This is a genomic window from Rheinheimera riviphila (assembly GCF_004005945.1).
Classification (GTDB): Bacteria; Pseudomonadota; Gammaproteobacteria; order Enterobacterales; family Alteromonadaceae; genus Pararheinheimera; species Pararheinheimera riviphila.
On sequence record NZ_SACS01000004.1, the window covers coordinates 159,651 to 178,940 of the forward strand.

At 48.0% G+C, this 19,290-nt stretch carries 15 protein-coding genes and 5 tRNA genes; 16 read left to right on the forward strand and 4 right to left on the reverse strand.

From position 1 onward, the window contains the following. Positions 1-10 precede the first annotated feature (10 nt). The 16 genes from ruvA to EOE67_RS05890 all read left to right on the forward strand — a co-directional run bounded on the left by ruvA (position 11) and on the right by EOE67_RS05890 (position 14,166). Positions 11-634 carry a Holliday junction branch migration protein RuvA gene (gene ruvA, locus EOE67_RS05810; protein ID WP_127698101.1) on the forward strand — a complete coding sequence of 208 codons (624 nt, stop codon included), beginning with the start codon at positions 11-13 and terminating at the stop codon, positions 632-634. Positions 635-722: 88 nt separating this feature from the next. Next, the gene (gene ruvB, locus EOE67_RS05815; RefSeq protein WP_127698102.1) at positions 723-1,739 is read left to right on the forward strand and encodes a Holliday junction branch migration DNA helicase RuvB; all 1,017 of its coding nucleotides are present in this window, start codon (positions 723-725) and stop codon (positions 1,737-1,739) included. Between the two features lie 673 nt (positions 1,740-2,412). Then, entirely contained in the window at positions 2,413-3,099 is a 687-nt protein-coding gene (gene tolQ / locus EOE67_RS05820) for a protein TolQ (protein ID WP_164852229.1), read from the forward strand. Further along, complete coding sequence (gene tolR, locus EOE67_RS05825) at positions 3,099-3,530, forward strand: protein TolR (protein ID WP_127698104.1); 432 nt, start codon at positions 3,099-3,101, stop codon at positions 3,528-3,530. The genes tolQ and tolR overlap by 1 nt, the downstream gene beginning before the upstream one ends. After that, positions 3,531-4,451 carry a cell envelope integrity protein TolA gene (tolA, locus tag EOE67_RS05830; protein WP_127698105.1) on the forward strand — a complete coding sequence of 307 codons (921 nt, stop codon included), beginning with the start codon at positions 3,531-3,533 and terminating at the stop codon, positions 4,449-4,451. An 11-nt stretch (positions 4,452-4,462) separates the two neighbouring features. Beyond that, positions 4,463-5,821, forward strand: coding sequence for a Tol-Pal system beta propeller repeat protein TolB (gene tolB / locus EOE67_RS05835; protein ID WP_240652725.1), 1,359 nt, complete (start codon positions 4,463-4,465; stop codon positions 5,819-5,821). 40 nt (positions 5,822-5,861) lie between these two features. After that, on the forward strand, positions 5,862-6,371 hold the full coding sequence (pal, locus tag EOE67_RS05840) for a peptidoglycan-associated lipoprotein Pal (RefSeq protein WP_127698106.1): 510 nt from the start codon (positions 5,862-5,864) through the stop codon (positions 6,369-6,371). Positions 6,372-6,390: 19 nt separating this feature from the next. Then, positions 6,391-7,263, forward strand: a complete 873-nt coding sequence (ybgF, locus tag EOE67_RS05845) for a tol-pal system protein YbgF (protein WP_127698107.1) — start codon at positions 6,391-6,393, stop codon at positions 7,261-7,263. 310 nt (positions 7,264-7,573) lie between these two features. Further along, a tRNA-Lys gene (locus EOE67_RS05850) sits at positions 7,574-7,649 on the forward strand. A 26-nt stretch (positions 7,650-7,675) separates the two neighbouring features. Then, positions 7,676-7,751 (forward strand) — tRNA-Lys (locus EOE67_RS05855). A gap of 17 nt (positions 7,752-7,768) precedes the next feature. Further along, a tRNA-Lys gene (locus EOE67_RS05860) sits at positions 7,769-7,844 on the forward strand. A gap of 20 nt (positions 7,845-7,864) precedes the next feature. Further along, positions 7,865-7,940: transfer RNA gene (locus EOE67_RS05865), tRNA-Lys, on the forward strand. A 72-nt stretch (positions 7,941-8,012) separates the two neighbouring features. Continuing rightward, the gene (nadA, locus tag EOE67_RS05870) at positions 8,013-9,071 is read left to right on the forward strand and encodes a quinolinate synthase NadA (protein ID WP_127698108.1); all 1,059 of its coding nucleotides are present in this window, start codon (positions 8,013-8,015) and stop codon (positions 9,069-9,071) included. A gap of 115 nt (positions 9,072-9,186) precedes the next feature. Continuing rightward, positions 9,187-9,276: transfer RNA gene (locus EOE67_RS05875), tRNA-Ser, on the forward strand. A 164-nt stretch (positions 9,277-9,440) separates the two neighbouring features. After that, a complete protein-coding gene (rlmC, locus tag EOE67_RS05885) occupies positions 9,441-10,583 on the forward strand; it encodes a 23S rRNA (uracil(747)-C(5))-methyltransferase RlmC (protein ID WP_127698109.1) in 1,143 nt (380 codons plus the stop codon). 604 nt (positions 10,584-11,187) lie between these two features. Continuing rightward, positions 11,188-14,166 (forward strand): TonB-dependent receptor, encoded by a 2,979-nt coding sequence (locus EOE67_RS05890; protein ID WP_127698110.1) that lies wholly within the window; start codon positions 11,188-11,190, stop codon positions 14,164-14,166. Between the two features lie 133 nt (positions 14,167-14,299). On the opposite strand, the gene EOE67_RS05895 is transcribed toward EOE67_RS05890, so the two are convergent. From EOE67_RS05895 to EOE67_RS05910, 4 genes are all read right to left on the reverse strand, one after another. Beyond that, entirely contained in the window at positions 14,300-15,289 is a 990-nt protein-coding gene (locus tag EOE67_RS05895; RefSeq protein ID WP_127698111.1) for a diguanylate cyclase, read from the reverse strand. A gap of 83 nt (positions 15,290-15,372) precedes the next feature. Continuing rightward, on the reverse strand, positions 15,373-16,329 hold the full coding sequence (locus tag EOE67_RS05900) for a chemotaxis protein CheB (protein WP_127698112.1): 957 nt from the start codon (positions 16,327-16,329) through the stop codon (positions 15,373-15,375). Next, positions 16,326-18,608 (reverse strand): hybrid sensor histidine kinase/response regulator, encoded by a 2,283-nt coding sequence (locus EOE67_RS05905; protein WP_127698113.1) that lies wholly within the window; start codon positions 18,606-18,608, stop codon positions 16,326-16,328. The genes EOE67_RS05900 and EOE67_RS05905 overlap by 4 nt, the downstream gene beginning before the upstream one ends. Further along, on the reverse strand, positions 18,605-19,288 hold the full coding sequence (locus tag EOE67_RS05910; RefSeq protein ID WP_127698114.1) for a chemotaxis protein CheW: 684 nt from the start codon (positions 19,286-19,288) through the stop codon (positions 18,605-18,607). The genes EOE67_RS05905 and EOE67_RS05910 overlap by 4 nt, the downstream gene beginning before the upstream one ends. Between the last annotated feature and the right edge of the window lie 2 nt (positions 19,289-19,290).

The window sequence follows — 19,290 nt, forward strand, 5'->3', positions numbered from 1 at the left end:
TAGAAAAATAATGATTGGTCGACTCCGTGGCATTATTGCCGAAAAACAAGCGCCAGATCTGCTGATTGAAGTCGGTGGCGTCGGTTATGAAGTGCAATTACCGCTGACCAGCTTTTACACTTTGCCAGCGGTTGGTCAGGAAACTACCCTCTATACCCATTTTGTCGTGCGCGAAGATGCACAATTACTTTATGGCTTTGCCAATCCGACCGAACGCAGTTTGTTCCGCCAGCTGATTAAAGCCAACGGCATTGGCCCCAAAATGGCGCTGACGATTTTATCCGGTTTAACTGCCAGCCAGTTTGTGCGTTGTGTACAACACGACGATATCAGCACCTTGGTAAAACTTCCTGGTGTCGGTAAAAAAACTGCCGAGCGGTTGTTAGTTGAAATGCGCGACCGTCTAAAAGACTGGGGCTTGTCAATTGCAACACCTGTGACTGACCACTTAGTCTTGGGTGATGACGAAGTGCAGAGCTTTCAACTTAAAGAAACGCCTGAATCCGATGCTATCAGTGCGTTAGTTTCATTAGGCTATAGCCAGGCGCAAGCCGCTTTGGCGGTGAAAAAGGTGTATCATGCTGGCTTAACCAGCGAGCAACTAATTAAAGCATCATTAAAATCAATGATTTAATCAGTGATTTAATTTACAGATAACTTGGCAACACCAGCCTGATAGTGTTCAGTTTAGTTTTCAGAGCATCGACTCCAGAGAGTAGCCCATGATTGAAGCGGATCGTTTAATTGCCCCCGGCGCCAGCCGTGAAGATGAAGTGATCGATAGGGCGATCCGGCCAAAATCGTTGGCGGATTACACCGGGCAGACCCATGTCCGCGAGCAAATGGCGATTTTTATCGAAGCGGCACGGGGGCGGGGTGAGCCGCTGGATCATTTATTGATCTTCGGACCGCCTGGTTTGGGTAAAACCACCCTGGCGATGATTGTTGCCAATGAAATGGGCGTCAATATCAAACAAACGTCCGGGCCAGTGCTGGAAAAAGCCGGTGATTTAGCGGCGCTTTTAACCAATCTTGAACCCAACGATGTACTCTTTATCGATGAAATTCATCGACTAAGCCCAGTGGTTGAAGAGATCCTCTATCCGGCGATGGAAGACTATCAACTGGATATTATGATTGGCGAAGGTCCGGCCGCGCGTTCGATTAAACTGGATTTACCACCATTTACCTTAGTCGGTGCGACCACCCGAGCCGGCGCCTTAACGTCGCCATTGCGGGATCGGTTTGGCATTGTACAGCGGCTGGAATTTTACAAAGTAGAAGAGCTGGCGCAAATCATTCTACGCTCGGCGCATTTCCTGAATCTACAGCTTGAATTACCTGCTGCGACTGAAATTGCCCGACGTTCGCGGGGTACACCACGGATCGCCAATCGGCTGTTGCGCCGGGTGCGCGATTTTGCCCAGGTTAAATCCAATGGTGAAGTGTCGATGGACGTCGCCAATCAGGCGCTGTTGATGGTCGATGTCGATGCGCAGGGTTTTGATTACATGGATCGCAAGTTATTGCTGACCATTATCGAAAAATTTATGGGTGGACCGGTCGGACTTGATAACCTGGCGGCGGCGATTGGCGAAGAAAAAGATACTATTGAAGATGTGATAGAACCCTTTTTAATTCAGCAAGGTTTTATCCAGCGCACCCCAAGAGGGCGGATCGCCTCACCGCACGCTTACAAGCATTTTGGTTTCGATTTGCCGGCAACCAAAGAAGATTAATCAGCTTTGAACTTTGCTATGACAGGCAGCTCAGGCTGCCTTTTTGTTGTATTTCAGTTTGTTACAGGCAAAAAAAAGCCCGCTTAAGCAGCGGGCGAATGCAACAAGTTGAAGTAGAACTTCAAAAATCCAGGGAACATGTTTGACTAGCCCGACTCAATCCGAAGACAAATCCAACTAATCTGTGATCTTTACTACAGTGAAACACCCTCGGGTCACACCGTTGCGCTAGCTCAGAACACGGGCGCATTCTAGGGAATTAGACTATTTACTTCAAACGAGAAAAATTGACCAAATTCATTAGAAAAAATAATGCGAATATTAATTCATCTTTAGTGAATATCAAGTGGCATCTTAATGTAAGCCAATATTTTAAAGGCTCCTAGCCTCTCAAGATGAACATATTATGAATATTTGAGATTATTTTTTTCATGATTAACATGCGCAAGTGCGGCTTTTGACTCTTTGTCGTTGAATCTCGGTGATTCATCGTAAAAAGTGAACTTTTACCGAGTGTAGGTCTCCATTCATTGGGTTTGGCATCAGATCCGCGCACATTTGGAACTATTTTTGCAATTGCGGATGATGCGCTGTTGAGTTAGTCAGCTTGCTCCAATATCATAGCGCCCAAATAGGTAGTTTTATTTCAGCTTTTTTTCAGAGGTACGTGCAGGTGACTGGTCAACTTTCAATTTTACACCTTATTCTTGGCGCCAGTATTCCGGTGATGTGCGTGATGCTCATCCTCAGCGCCGCATCCATTGTGTCCTGGGCCATGATCATCCAGCGCAGCAAAGCGTTAAAAGAAGCCACTGAAGATACCCGCAAGTTTGAAGATCGGTTCTGGTCTGGTGTTGATTTATCTAAGCTGTACAACGAAGTCAGTGCCCGTGCCAACGTCAGCGGCATGGAATCGTTATTTAAAGCAGGTTTTAAAGAATTCGCCCGTCTGCACAAAACCAACGCCCGTCAGCCAAGCGCGGTGATGGAAGGCACCCAAAGAGCAATGCGGGTGTGTCTGTCGCGTGAAGTTGAACGACTTGAAATGCATTTACCTTTTCTGGCAACTGTTGGGTCTATCAGCCCATACATCGGCTTGTTTGGTACCGTTTGGGGCATCATGACCTCATTTATTGCATTGGGTGCGGTGCAACAAGCCACATTAGCGATGGTCGCGCCTGGTATTGCCGAAGCGCTGATCGCAACGGCCATTGGTTTATTCGCAGCAATTCCAGCTGTTATCGCCTACAACAGATTTTCGCACCGGGTTGAACAACTCGAAAATGCTTATGCCAACTTTGTCGAAGAGTTTTCGAACATTCTGCATCGTCAGGCAGTTAGCGGTGGAGACGGTCAATAATGTACGTGCGCAAAAAACGCCGGATGGTCGCTGAAATTAACGTCGTACCTTATATCGACGTGATGTTGGTGCTGTTGATTATCTTTATGGTGACCACACCGATCATTACTCAGGGCGTTAAAGTTGAGTTACCTAAATCCAAAGCAGAACCTATTGAGCAAGTCAAAGACGGCAAAACGCCGATCGTTGCGACCGTCGATGAAGCTGGTTTGTATTATTTTGAAAAAGACGGCGTCAACAAAGGCCCGTTTAATGCCGAGCAATTGCAGGCTGAAGTCACTGATTCGCTGACCATCGAGCCTGGTACTCAGGTGATTATTAAAGGTGATGGTCGGGTGACTTATGATTCAATCATCTTATTGCTGAATTTATTAAAAGAAGCCGGAGCGCCGGCGGTTGGTCTGATGACAGAAGACGTGGAGTCCAAATAAATGGATCCAGCGTTTAAAAAAGCGCTGCAACTCTCTGGTGGTGCGCATGTACTGCTGATTGTAGCGATGTTAGTCAATTTCAGTTTTTTTGATGACAACGAAGTGATCATTGTCCCGCTGTATGCTGCGAGCAATGCGCCGTTGATGGCCAGTGTGGTTGAAAATCCGGAGTTAAAAGAAGCGGAAAAAGCAACCAAGAAAAAACCTGAGCCGAAAAAAGAAGAACCGGTGAAAGAACCGCCTGAAAAGGAAGAACCAAAAGAAGATTTGCAGAAAAAGCAGGAAGAAGTAAAAAAACTGCAGGCTGAAAAAGAAGCGGAAGTGAAAAAGAAGCGCGAAGCCGATGTTGCGCTGAAAAAGAAAAAAGAAACGGAAAAGAAGAAAGAATTAGAGAAGAAAAAGGCTGACGACAAAGCCAAACAGGAAAAGAAAAAGAAAGATGAGTTAGCGAAGAAGAAAAAAGCTGACGAATTAAAAAAGAAAAAAGCCGATGAGCTGAAAAAGAAAAAAGCTGACGAGTTAAAGAAAAAGAAAGCTGAAGATAAAAAGCGACAGCAAGAACTTGAGCGCCAGGCCGAAGAACAGTTGATGGAAGACGAGTTGGCTGAAGAAGCGGACGAAGCTCGTCGGGCAGCACGGCAAGGGCAACAACTGACTGAAAAGCAGCGACATGTTGCCATGATTGTTGAACGAGTTCGCCAAAACTGGTTTACTGATGACACAATGAACGGTAAAGAGTGTGTCATTTCGCTGAGTCTGGCCAGTAATGGGTTTGTAATTAATATGAATGTTGTAGGTGGCGATGCCGGTGTGTGTAATGCCGCGGTCAATGCAATCAACAGGGTAGGGCGTTTTCCAATGCCTGAAGATCCGGATTTAAATGCCGAATTCAGACAATTGACGTTACCATTTAAAAAATAAACAGAGACCTGATGACAATGATATTGAAGTGGATCGGAAAAACAGCAATTTTCGCCTTGGCAGTGGTTGCGTTACAAGCAAAAGCCTCGCTCGAAATTGTGATTACTGAAGGTGTGGATTCGGCGCGGCCGATCGCAATTGTTCCATTTACTTTTGTCGGCCAGAATCAACCGACACAAAACATAAGCCAGATTGTCGCTGCCGACTTAATGCGTAGCGGTAAATTTAATCCGGTGAATGTGATGCGGATGCCGCAACAGCCACAAAACAGCAGCCAATTTAATGCGGCTGCCTGGGCAAAAACCGGTATTGAAGCAGTTGTTATGGGGACAGTGAAAGAAGTTGGCCTTGATCGTTACACGATTAATTATGAGCTGGTCGACGTAGTAAAAGCCAATGGCGGTGTTGGTCAGCCAATGATGAATTCTGCTGGCCGTATGGTCGCAGGGGCAAATCATATTCTGCATTCCAGTGAAATTACCATCGCTGGTAAATTGTTCCGGCAATATGCGCATCGGGTCAGCGATGTTATTTATGAAAAATTAACTGGCGAACGTGGTGCTTTTTCAACCAAAATAGCTTATGTATTAGTAAGAGATAAACAAGAGTATCGTTATCAGTTAGTTGTTGCCGATTATGATGGTGAAAATGAGCAAGTTCTGCTGCGTTCAAAAGAACCTTTAATGTCGCCAACCTGGTCGCCGGATGGTACCAAACTGGCTTACGTGACATTTGAACGTAAACAATCGCAGATTTATATTCAGGATGTTTATACCGCTCGCCGTAGTATTCTGACCTCATTTAAAGGTATTAACAGTGCACCGGTCTGGTCACCAGATGGTCGGAAAATGGCGATGACATTGTCAAAAGATGGCAATACTGAAATATACGTGATGGATATTGCGTCAAAATCACTGAATAAACTGACGAATCATCGCGCAATTGATACCGAACCGAATTGGGCACCAGATAGTCAGACAGTACTTTTTACATCTGAACGTGGCGGAAATCCGCAACTTTATACTGTAGATATCAACACAAAAGCAACAACTCGTGTTACTTTTGATGGTGAACAGAATTTAGCGGGTAAATTTACTCCTAACGGGCAAGCAATTGTTATGGTAAACCGGACCAACGGTCAGTATAATATTGCGCGCATGGATAGGACTACCCGTCAAATGCAAGTGCTGACTCGCACTTATTTGGATGAGTCACCAAGCATTGCGCCTAACGGCTCAATGATAATTTATAGTACTTTGCACGGTTCGTCACAAGTACTGGCACTGGTGTCCATGGATGGTCGCTTTAAAGCTAGGTTACCAGCAGTGAATGGTCGGGTAAAATCGCCAGCCTGGTCGCCGTTTTTATAAAATACAAAAATTTGGTTAATCGTTTTACTAAGGAAAAATCATGAACTTAAATAAAGTTTTAAAAGGTTTGTTAGTAGCAGTGCCAGTGCTGACTTTAGCTGCATGTAGCTCTAACAATGACACTGACGCCGGTGCTTCTAACGAAGTAGCAAACCAGCCAGTACAAGCTGTTGACCAAGGCATGAGCGATGCAGAACAACTGCGTCAGCAATTAGAAGCCCTGCGTCAGCAAAACACTATTTACTTCGACTTCGACAAGTCAACAATCCGTTCTGAATTCGCTTCAGTTCTGGATGCTCACGCTGCTTTCCTGCGTGCTCGCACGACTATCTCTGTAACTGTTGAAGGTCACACTGACGCTCGCGGTACTCCAGAGTACAACATTGCACTGGGCGAGCGTCGTGCTCAATCAGTTCAAAGCTACCTGGCAAACCTGGGTGTTGCTGCTGGTCAGCTGTCTGTAGTTAGCTACGGCGAAGAAAAACCAGTTGACGCTGGTAACACTGAAGATGCGTTTGCTAAAAACCGTCGTGCAGTTTTAGTATACTAATCTGATTTTGTGAGTGTGCATGGACGTTAAGAAGTCACTGATTACAGCATTATCGCTGATCAGCATTGCAGTATTAGCGAATCCGGCGCCAGTCGCCGATTTAAGCCGTAGCAGCAATAAAACTTTCGGTGCACAAAACAGTGCGCGGGCCGGTTCTGTCGAAGAACGGCTCGCTGCATTGGAACGTGTCGTGGAAGCCAGGGCATCTGCCCAGCTTGAGATGCAGCAGCAATTGCAGACTTTACTTGATGAAGTCAGCGAATTGCGCGGTACCACAGAAGTGCACAATCACAAATTAGAAGAGATATTGCAGCAACAGCGCGATATCTATCAGGAAATTGACCGCCGGTTAGGTGGCCAGAGTTCTACAGGTGGTGCAGTGCAGTCAAATGCGCCAGCATCTGTTGAACCTCAAGCTTCTGTTCCTGCGGGCAATCCCGCCGCCGTAGTTGCAGCCGATCAGGTTGCAGCTTCGGAAGCGGCTGCTACACAAGCTGGTGCTTCGGCGACATCGACGATGAGCGAAGGCCAAGCGTACGAGCAAGCAATCAACTTCGTGATTAAAGATAATAACTACGCCGCAGCTATCCCAGCGTTTGAAAGTTTTATCGAAAATTACCCAAATTCAGAATACACGTCAAATTCGCACTATTGGTTGGGACAGCTTTATTATCAAAAGTCTGATTTTCCAAAGGCGCAAACTCACTTTGAACGTGTCGTCAAACAGTATCCAAATTCTTCTCGTGTACCTGATGCTTTAGAAAAGCTCGGTATGGTCGCTGAGAAACAAAACGATTTAGTTGCAGCGAAGCGTTTTTACAATCAACTCATTAAAAGCTTCCCTAAATCAAAACCTGCAGCAAAAGCCCGGAAAAAGCTGGAAACAATGTGATTGTTGTTTTCGAAAGAAACCGCCGAAAGGCGGTTTTTTTTGCCTAGATTTTATGGCCGTCCTTAAGTTGGCTGCAGCAAATTTTTAGTTCAGATATGCAGCGCAAGCCTCGAGGTTGTCGAAATTTTCTATATCGGGGAAACTTATAGGGCTGATTGCTTTGTCCTCACGACAGTTCATTATTGTTCGATTAAGCAACAACTTGATTTTTTTTGCTGGCATTTTAAGCAGTCAGCAGTGCTAAATGGCGTTTTTGGCAGATTTTGGTTGCACTGGGCGTGTAAATAAGTAAGATATGCCTCCGCGACAGGGGCCATTAGCTCAGCTGGTAGAGCAGCGGACTTTTAATCCGTTGGTCGATGATTCGAATTCATCATGGCCCACCACTTTCGCGCAAACAATAGATTGAACTGGGTCATTAGCTCAGCTGGTAGAGCAGCGGACTTTTAATCCGTTGGTCGATGATTCGAATTCATCATGACCCACCAGTTCAGTCCTATCGTTTGGGTCATTAGCTCAGCTGGTAGAGCAGCGGACTTTTAATCCGTTGGTCGATGGTTCAAATCCATCATGACCCACCACTTTCTCGACATCCCGTTTGGGGTCATTAGCTCAGCTGGTAGAGCAGCGGACTTTTAATCCGTTGGTCGATGGTTCAAATCCATCATGACCCACCACTTTCTCCGATAGTTTTTCTCCTTCGAAAACCCGTGTATAATGCGCCACCCCTAGATTGTTGGATGGTCAGCATGAATCAAGCAATGCAGTTTAATGAACTTGAATATGTCTTCCCGAAAAAGCCGTTGCCATTAAGCGCTGACGACAAACAAGCCTATAGAACCCGTATTAAACAATTATTAAAGCAACAAGATGCGGTGTTGGTCGCCCACTATTATACCGATCCGGAAATTCAGGCCTTGGCTGAAGAAACCGGCGGTTGTGTCTCTGACTCGCTGGAAATGGCCCGTTTTGGCAACCAGCACTCCGCCAAGACGCTGATTGTCGCCGGTGTGAAATTCATGGGCGAAACGGCAAAGATCCTGACTCCTGAAAAAACTGTGCTGATGCCGACGCTGGAAGCGACATGTTCGCTGGATTTAGGCTGTCCGGCTGATGAGTTTACAGCCTTCTGTGACGCGCATCCAGACCGCGTGGTCGTCGTTTATGCTAATACCTCAGCCGCAGTAAAAGCGCGTGCCGATTGGGTCGTGACGTCGTCAATTGCGTTAGATGTGATTGAGCACTTAGACAGCGAAGGCAAAAAGATTCTGTGGGGCCCGGATCGCCATTTAGGCGCTTATGTGCAAAAGCAAACCGGTGCCGACATGTTGTTATGGCAGGGCGCCTGTATCGTCCACGACGAGTTTAAAGCCAGTGCGCTGATCGAGCTTAAAAAGCAGTACCCACAAGCTGCTGTGCTGGTGCATCCGGAATCGCCGGCCGCAGTTGTCGATTTAGCGGATGCGGTTGGCTCAACCAGTCAACTGATTAAAGCCAGCCAGACCATGCCGAACGAGATGTTTATTGTGGCGACCGACAAAGGCATTTTCTACAAGATGCAACAAGCGATGCCCGATAAGACCTTTATCGAGGCTCCAACCGGCGGTAACGGCGCAACGTGCCGCAGCTGTGCTCATTGCCCGTGGATGGCGATGAACGGTCTGAAGGCGATTGAAGAAGCGTTAACGGATGCCAGCGGCCACGAGATTTTTGTCGACGGCGCTTTGCGCGAGCGGGCGTTATTGCCACTGGATCGGATGCTCAGTTTTGCCAAAACCAACAGAGTTGCGGTCAAAGGTAACGCTTAATTGTTAAAATAGCGGCTTTGCTGAAAATAGCAGCGAAAAGCCACGTTATTGCAATTTGTTGTTGCGTGGTGCGGTGAATTTACCTAGTATAGCCGCGCTTGCGCAAGCAAGTTCCGGAGAGATGGCTGAGTGGCTGAAGGCGCACGCCTGGAAAGTGTGTTTAGGTTAATCCCTAACGAGGGTTCGAATCCCTCTCTCTCCGCCACATACATCAACAAAGCCCCGCACGAAAGTGTGGGGCTTTGTTGTTTCAGGCGATAGCATGTGGCTGATTAGGCATTCAAGTAAGGCCAACTTTGCCGAACTATTACGCCTGGACATGGCTATTTGCTAGAATCTGAGTGTTGTTTTTACCAATCTGGATATCCGATGCTGTGTCAATATTTCGCTGCTGATCAATGCCGCTCCTGTCAGTTACTCGCTACTCCCTACAGCGCGCAGCTTGATGAGAAACAGCAGCAATTGCTCAGATTGCTTCCATCGTTGCAAGATACCGTGGTGCTGCCGCCAGAAGCCAGTGCTGAAATGCATTTTCGCAATAAAGCCAAAATGGTGGTGATGGGCACGGCGGCAAACCCGGTGCTCGGGATTGTGAATCATCAGCAGCAATCCATCGATTTAACCGCTTGTCCGCTTTATCCCACAGAGTTTATCCAGGCTTTTGCCCAGATCACGGCCTTTATTCAGCTGGCTGGCTTGCAGCCCTATGATGTGACCACGAAAAAAGGTGAGCTCAAGTTTGTGCTGCTGACCCGTAGCAGCGCCACCGGTCAGTGGATGCTACGTTTTGTGATGCGATCGCAAAACTGTGTGGCCGCGATGCGCAAGCATTTACCGTCCTTATTGCAACAATGGCCACAACTTTTTGTTTGCTCGGTCAATCTGCAGCCTGAGCATAAAGCCGTGCTTGAAGGCGATGTTGAAATTTTGCTGACCCGTCAATCGATGTTGCCGGAAATGCTGAACGATGTACCGATGTATATTCAGCCGCAAAGTTTCTTCCAAACCAACCCGGTATTGGCAGCCAAGTTATATCAGACCGCCAGAGACTGGACCGCTGAATTACCTTTGGTACAGATTTGGGATTTGTTCTGCGGTGTTGGCGGTTTTGCCTTACATCTGGCGGCACCGGGCAGAACGCTCACGGGGATCGAAATCTCTGAGTCTGCCATCGCCTGTGCTAGCTTGTCGGCGGCAGAGCTGGGTCTGGACAATTTTCAATTTCAGGCGCTCGATGCTGCAGCTTTTGCCAAAGCCCAGCAGCAGCGACCTGATTTGTTAGTCGTCAACCCGCCAAGAAGGGGCTTGGGGCCGGAATTATGCGCCACTGTTGCCAGGCTTCAACCTGGCTGGTTACTCTATTCCAGCTGCAACCCACAAACTTTAAGTAGCGATTTAGCCTTGCTTACGGAATATCAACTTCGAAAAGTACAGCTTTTTGATTTGTTTCCGCATACAACCCATGCCGAAGTGCTGTGTCTGCTCCAACTTTCTCCTTCTGCCAAAATCTGATTTGTTCGGTGCCTTGTCTATAAAAGTGCAACAGCTTTCATGCTGAAGTCTGATCTGCGCCAATTTAATGCACGACTATTAAAAAATGAGCGCGCTGTTATTCGTTGCAACTTTATAGCGCATCACAATACCCCATTTGGTGCATAGGAGGTTGGCTGCTGTTTCAATTATTTAGTCAGATATCATCGTTGTTTCTACATCAATTTCACGGATCTATGTAACATTTTGTTACTTATGTGCAACACCTTGATATCTTTCGATTGGTTTCGATTTTTCTGTTGATGACATCTGCCTGTATCGCTGTTTCCCGCGCCTTTTCGCATTTAATCTATATTTTTCATGCTTATGAATATTTTTTTTGGATGAATTTTTTTGGTTATAACAAAAAAACGAAAATTTTTTATATCCTATTCCAATATGGGATAGGAAATATTTTGTGATCTGCTGTGGTTTTGTGTAACTGTATGTTTCGTGCACGGTCGGTGTTTTTTAGCGTAATTCACCGTGGTGTAACAATAAGGCCATTGATCGGAACTTTGCGGCGAGACAGAAACAAAGTCAGATTGATGAGACATAAAAGCAACTAAAAAATCCAGGAATCAATATGCACAAGAATCTTCCAGTAAAGCTCTCCGCCATTGCGCTGGCGGTTGGCTTTTGTTTTGCTACCCCAGCTTTTGCCGACAACTCTTCAGGTTCGGTTTATGGTCAGGCGAAAGCCGGCTCGACGGTAACCGTGGTCAGTGCTGATACCGGCCTGACACGTCAGGTGACTGTTGACAGCAGCGGTCGTTACCGTTTTGCTACTTTGCCGACCGGTAAATACAAAGTGACCAGCGATGGTCAGACCCGCGATATCACCGTTGCTATCGGTACCGGTTCAGCTGTTTCTTTTGATGATGGCAGTACTGAAGTCATTACCGTGACTGGTAACCGTATTTCGGCAATCGACGTCACTTCGGTGGAATCGACCACTGTATTTACTGCTGATCAGCTGGAAATGTTACCGGTTGGCCGTAACCTGACCGCTGTTGCATTGTTAGCTCCTGGTACTGTTGCCGGTGATTCTGGTTTTGGTAATCTGGCGTCATTTGGTGGCGCGTCCGTTGCTGAAAACGGTTATTACCTGAACGGTTTTGATATTACCAACACCCGTACATTGACGGAATTTGCTGCCCTGCCATTTGATGCGATTGCCCAGCAACAGGTCAAAACCGGTGGTTATGGTGCTGAATATGGCCGTTCTTTGGGCGGTGTAGTTAACGTTGTTAGTAAAAAAGGTACGAATAACTGGGAATTTGGTAGTTCACTTTATCTGAAGCCAAAATCATTGCGCGCGTCAGCTAAAGATTCATATTCTTATGACCCTGCGGTTAAAGCTTATCAGACCTTCCGTTCGTCGGACGATCGCGACAACCGCTCACTAGTGGTACAAGGTGGTGGTCCGCTGATCGAAGATACGTTGTTTATCTACGGGATGATCGAAGCGAATGATAACGAAGAAAACGATTATGACAATGGTAACAGCGGCCGCAATACCTTTAATGAAACTATGGATTCACCCATAGCGTTGTTGAAAATTGACTGGAATATCAATGAGCATCACATCGTTGAATTTACTGGTTTACGTAATAAAACTGAAGAAAATCGGATCGACTACATTAAACCTGTCAACGAATCACATACCGGTTATCACGGTACAGTGACCAACGACCGGATTTTCCATAAGGGTGGTAATATTCTCATCGGTAAATATACCGGTATTATCACTGACGAATTTAATATCTCGGCCACTGTTGGCTCGATTAAAAACGAAATTTATACCACACCAGACCGTTTAGACGGTTGGGAATGTCCACGGGTGTGGGACGGCCGGACCAACCCGTCCTTGGATTACAAAGGTTGCTGGAACCAACAACAGGCGACTCTTCGTGATACCACTTTTGGTCCGGATACCGATGAACGTTTGGCCTATCGGTTAGATGCTGAATATCGTTTAGGTGACCATACCATCCGTGCCGGTCTGGATTTGGATACCTGGACTTCAGGGAAAGCGGGTACCGTGTATACCGGCGTTGGCCACAATAACTATTACTACCGCTATTACCGGGTGGGCGCTTCGGGTTCAACAGTCAATGGTGTGCGCTTAACGCCAGGCACTGAGTTTGTCCGGACCTGGGATGCCGGTTCTGGTTCTGCTGAATATGAAGTAGAACAAGAAGCTTTTTATATCGAAGATAGCTGGCAGATCACTGACAATGTGATGCTCTACGGCGGTTTACGTTCAGAAGGTTTCAGCAATACCAACGCCAGCGGCGAGAAGTTTGTCGAAGCGAAAAACAACGTGGCACCACGCTTAGGCTTCTCGTGGGATGTCAATGGCGATTCCAGTCAAAAAGTGTACGGTACTGTAGGCCGTTATTATATTCCGGTACCGGCAAATACCAACATTCGTGCTGCGGGTCTGGAGTGGTTTGACACCCGTTATTGGCTGTTTGATGGTCAGATGGATCCGAAAACCGGTGCGCCAGTGAAGTTAGGCACTGAAATTGGCTCCTTTACGGCAGCGCCGCGGGTCGCCGCCAATCCTGGTACCATCGCTGTGACCGACTTAAAACCAATGCACCAGGATGAATTAATTCTTGGTTACCAAACCGATTTAATCGACGCCTGGAGCGGTGGTGTGAAGTTTGTCACCCGGAAAGTTCAGGACGGGATGGACGACTACTGTTCGCACCAACCGTTTATCGACTGGGCTGAAGATCAGGGTTATGACAACTTTGATTACCATAGCATGGCCGGTTGTATCATTATGAACCCAGGTCGTGATTTTAAGCTGATGGTAGATGTCAATGGCGACGGTAACCTGGTGGAGTCGGTTATTCCTAACAGCTATATGAAATTGCCAGAGTATGACCGTACTTACAATGCACTGGAATTCAGCGTCAGCCGTGATAAACAAGATGGCTGGTATCTGAACGCTTCTTATACCTTAGCGAAAAGTGAAGGTAACATTGAAGGTTACGTCAACTCGACGCTGGAACAAAATGATGCTGGTTTAACTCAGGACTTCGACCACGAGCGGTTCCAGACCAATACTGATGGTTATCTGCCAAACGATCGTCGCCATACCCTGAAAATTTACGGTGGTTATGATGTGACGGATGAAATTATGGTATCGGCCAACCTGAATATCGCTTCAGGCCGTCCGGTGAACTGTAACGGTTATGTACCATTAAGTGGTTTGGGGGTCGATGCGGCGGGCTTGAACAACTATGGTCCTTCCGCATTTTATTGCATGAATGCCCAAGGCGTCAGCCAACCGACCACCCGTGGTCAGGAAGGCCGTACACCATGGACCAAAGACGTTGGTATGTCGGTTAGCTACATCCCGGAATGGGCTGATAATAAGCTGACGTTACAAGCCACTGTCTACAACTTGTTTAATACGCAGGAAGTGGTGAAATACAATGAAACAGGTGATTACGATCGTGCCGTTACTCGTCAGAACCTGAACTTCAAAACACCAACCGACTTCCAAACACCACGCAGTGTGGATTTGACAGTTCGTTACAACTTCTAAGCAGCCTTGGTTAAAACCAACAATGATTAGAATCTAAGCCCTCTTCGGAGGGCTTTTTCATCTTAATGCAGCAGGAAGCAAGGGGTATTGCAGTCATGTGAGCGACAGCGGCTGTCGACTGCGATGGTAAAAATTACTTCACACCAATTCCGGTCTGATACTCTTCTGCGGTAAGGGTACAATGCCGGTTTCTGCCGGCCTGCTTTGCCGCATATAAAGCCTGATCTGCCATTTTTACCACCTGCACCGGTTCGATCTGATTGACTGGGATCATCGATGCAATACCAATCGATACTGTGACCACAGCGCCGCTGGTCGGTGTGACGTGTTGAATGGTTAAAGCTTCAACACCTAACCTGATTTTTTCGGCCAGAAAACAAGCGCCATCCAGTGCGGTGTTTGGCAACACCAGACAAAACTCTTCCCCGCCATACCGGGCGGCCAGATCGCCAGGCCTGGTACTACTGTGCTGAATGACTTTCGCCACTTTTTGCAGCGCCCAGTCACCTTCAACATGACCAAAAGTATCATTAAAGACTTTAAAAAAGTCGACATCGATCATCAGCAGCGACAGTGGCAACTGATCTCTGATGGCTTTTTTCCATTCAATTTCCAGATGTTCATCAAAATGGCGCCGGTTTGATAAACCTGTCAGGCTGTCGGAGCGCATCAATCGTTCCAGCGCCAGATTACTGGCCTGCAACTGTTGTTGACTGTTTCTGAGCGCCCGGTTGATTTCATCCCGTTGGCGCAGGGCGATATAAGCTTTGGAGTGATATTTGATCCGCGCGACCAATTCCAGTGCATCCGGTAATTTCACCAGATAGTCATTGGCGCCCATTTCAAACGCCATACTTTTGACTTTGGCGTCGTCTTTGGCCGACAACACAATAATCGGGATCTCGCGCAAGCTGTCATGTGCACGATACTGTTTTACCAAATCCAGACCATCCACGCCTGGCATAATCAGATCCTGCAAAATCACTGTTGGCTTGATGGTCAGTGCTGCGTCCAGTGCCTTGTCCGGATCGGAACAAAAGTGAAAATCGATGCCTTCTTCCGGCAGCAAGATCCGGCGAATAACTTCGCCGACCAACGCCTGATCATCAATTAACAGGACCATGGCATTCTGGCTATAGTCGAGAAAAGAGGGTGGGGATAAGTGATCCGTTGGCAAAATTGAATCCTTCTTAAGTTAATCAAATATCAGCACAATTTGATCAGTCGCTCAGCGATGCGATCAAGGGGTAATACTTCAGTCACCGCATTTAAATGCACGGCCGCTTTGGGCATCCCATAAACAGCGCTGCTGGCCTGGTCTTGCGCAATGGTAAACCAGCCTTTATCTTTCATTTTTTTTAAGCCGGTGGCGCCATCAAATCCCATGCCGGTTAACAAAATGCCGATGGCAGTGCCAGACCAGTTGCACACCAGACTCTCAAAGAACACGTCAATTGAAGGTTTAAACAGGCTAGGTGATGGCGTGTCGGAATAGTAAAACTCGCCTTGTGCTGATAAATGCAGATGTTGATCGGCAGCTGCCAGATAAACAGTGCCGGATTTCAGCAGTTCGCCGGCGGTTGCTAACTGTACCTTCATTGATGCCTCTTGCCCGAGCCAGCTGGCCATCCCTGAGCTGAACTTACCATCCAAGTGCTGAACTATCACTATAGCTGCTGGAAAATCCGCTGGCAGGGCTTTGATCAATTCATTGAGGGACGCCGGACCGCCGGTTGAAGCGCCAATCGCGACGACGGTGAGCTGCTTGTCAGCGGCTACCTGGCGGATTTTTGGGGTGGTTGCCGGTTTCAGCAGTAGCAGTTGCTGCTGAATTTTACGTAACAGCAGTTCGGCGGTGGTTTGTTCATTCAGGGCGATGTAATCATTGGCACCCAAGCCAAAAGCTTTAAATACCAGTTGGGTATGGTCGGTGCCATCGGTGGAAAACAGCACCAGTGGGCAATGAAAACTCTGGCGCAGCAGCACAATGGATTCGGTTAAAAACAGCGGTTGTATTTCAACCAGCAGCAAATCGACCGGCATTTTTTTTTGCTGTAACAAGGCTTGCGCCGGATCGGCAACCACCCAGCAGAGCTGATGTTTTGTTTGCAGCGCCTTGAGCAAGGCGGTCGATTCAACGGCGCCGATAATGCCAAGCTTCATAAACCGGATGCTCCTATTAGTCTGTGCACGGCTTCATATAATGATTCGTCATGAAAGCTTGATTTTGCCAGATAATAATCTGCCCCGGCATCCAAGCCCAATTGTTGATCCTCGGCCCGATCTTTGTAGGAGACAATAATCACCGGCAGGTTATACAGCCTGGCGTCGGCCCGCACCAATTTGACCAATTCAATGCCATTCATCCGTGGCATATCGATGTCAGTCACCAATAAATCAAAGGCGCCTGAGCGCAGCATTGACCAGCCTTCCAGGCCATCAACGGCAACGGTGACCTGATAACCTTTACCGGTCAGCAGCTTACGTTCAAGCTCCCGCACTGTTAACGAGTCATCCACCACCAGCACTTTTTTAACCGCAACGGCCGAGCTATGGTCTGTCAGGTGACCAATCTGGCCTTGTTTGAGTAAAGTATGAGCCGTGGTTAACAAGTCATCGGTATCCAGAATGAGCACCGGGGTGCCGTCAGACAAAATTGCGCCAGCAGCCACTGCTGATAAATGACCCAATCTGGAGTCCATCGGCAGCACCACCAGACTTTGCTCGCCGATGAACCGTTCAATCGACAATGCTATTTTTTGGTCTCGATCCTGAAACAGCATCACGCCCATCCCCAGTGGATCCGGTTGACCTTCTTTCAGGCCAAGCAACTGGGATAACAATAAAATACTGATGGCGTCACCATTCCACCAGAAATGCGGCCGACCTTCGACAATCACCAGCTGCTCTTTTGGCAGGCGCAGCATCTGTTCAATCCGGTGTAATGGCATGGCGTACATTTCGGTGCCGACTTCGAAAATGACACAACGCACGACCGAGACCGTGACCGGTAGTTTTAACTGAAAGGTACAACCTTGCCCAGGTCGGTTTTTTAGCGCAATCTGGCCGCCGAGTTGCGTGATCTCGTGCTGCACCACATCTAAACCAACTCCGCGGCCGGAAAGGGCACTGACTTGTCGCGCCAGACTAAAATCAGGTAAAAACAAAAAGGCCAGCAGCTCTTGTTCATCCATGGTGCGGACGGCTTCGGCGGTCGACAGCTGTTTCGCCAGAATGCGGTTTTTGATGTTTTCGAGATCAATGCCATTACCGTCATCACTCAGTTCAATCTGCAAAAAGCCGGCGGCATGGCGGGCCGTCAGTTGCAATGTAGCTGGTGCCGGTTTACCCGCCTGTAGGCGTTGCGCTGTGGACTCGATGCCATGGTCCACTGCATTGCGCAGCAAATGCACGAGCGGCGCTTCCAGTCGTTCCAGAATATTCCGATCCACTGCTGTGTGGTGACCTTCAACCAAAAATTGCACTTGTTTATCCAGTTGTGTGGCGAGTTCATAAACCAGCCTGGCTTTACCGGTCAGTAAGTCAGCAAAAGGCCGCATCCGGCAGGACAAGGCGGTGTCATACATTTGCTGGTTCAGTAACATGGCATCCCAGCTCATGTGTTCATATTGCTGAATACTATGCTGAATTTGGTTTTGGGTCGTTTGCAGTACTTTGGTGAGCTCGGTCAGATTGTGAAATACATGGTCAGGTAGCTGATATTCCATCAGCATTTCACGTAATGACTCCAGCAGTTTTCGACCATGGAGCTGGGTCTTTTTGACTCTGATCAGATCAGTCGAGAACTTCTGCGAATTTTTACTAACCACCAATGCACGGCTGGCTAAATCCAGCAATAAATCTAAGCGCTCGGCATTCACCCGCAAGGTGTGATTGCGATGTTCGGTGCTTTCCTTGTCGGAATGCGGCAAAGGCGGCGCTGCGACTGGTGTTGGCGGCAAAGCGGCGCTGGCTGGCTGCGGTTGTGGCGGTGAAGCCATTTCAGCTGCCGGTGCCTTTGATGCCGTTGACGCCGTTGCTGCTGTTGACAATAAAGGCTGCCCGACAGCGTATTGCCGGGCTATTGCCGCCACCAGTTCAGCAAGTTCCGGTACCGGCTGGCCATTGGCGATCGCTAATAACATGGCCGAAGCTTGCATCAACAATTGGATATGCAGTGGCAATAATTGACGCTGGCCGCGCATTGCTTCAACCAGCAGTTCTTCCATCACATGGGCAAGATCAACGGCCTGGTGGACGCCTACCAGCCGGGCAGCGCCTTTTAATGAGTGCGCGGCCCGCATGCAGGCTTCAAGTTGCTGCTTATCCTCCGGCTGTTGCAGTAGCTGAATTAACCCCAGATCCAGCGCCTGGGTTTGTGACTGCGCTTCCAGTAAAAATAATTCGAGCAGTGAGGCGTTCTGCAATTGGTCTTCGGTCATTTCAGTTCCTTTAACAGCGCCTGATGTAACAGATCCGCATCCAGCAACGTCAGATTGAACCCTTGCCACTGGACGACCGTCAAAGTTATTTTTCCTAAAGTAGAACCAGATTTAAGCTGTACCGGCTCAGTGGGTGGCTGGGGCAGCCGGACCAAGCCATGGATCTGATCAACCGGTAACACCAAAGCCGCCGATTTATGCTGCACGATCAACATGCGCGGCCAGCTGGTGTTTTGCGCAGCGGTGATGCCCAACAGCCGGTGCAACGAAATACAGGGCACCAGCAAACCACGTACATTGCAGACCCCCAACAAAGCTTTATTTAATCGATGTGGCACAGCGCGGACTTTTTGCGGCTGGGTAATTTCTTGTAACACGGCACTGGCAATGCCAAACCATTGTTGATTAAGCCGGAACAGCAACCATTGTTGAGTTGCCGTGGTCTCTGTTTGCGCCTCGTTTGTTGCGCTCAAGGCCGTGGTATCGCTCAACAAGGCGGTGCTGTCGGTAGGCGCAAATTGATCGCGCAGCTGTGATGCCGCATCGGCATAGACATCACAATTGCGGCAATGCACAACGGTCGCCAGTTTTTCGCAACTGCGATCGCCAAAAATACCAACCGACTTCCAGCAGGTGATCAAGGGTTCCTGGGGCAAATTTGTCGGGCTGTCAGGGGCCATGG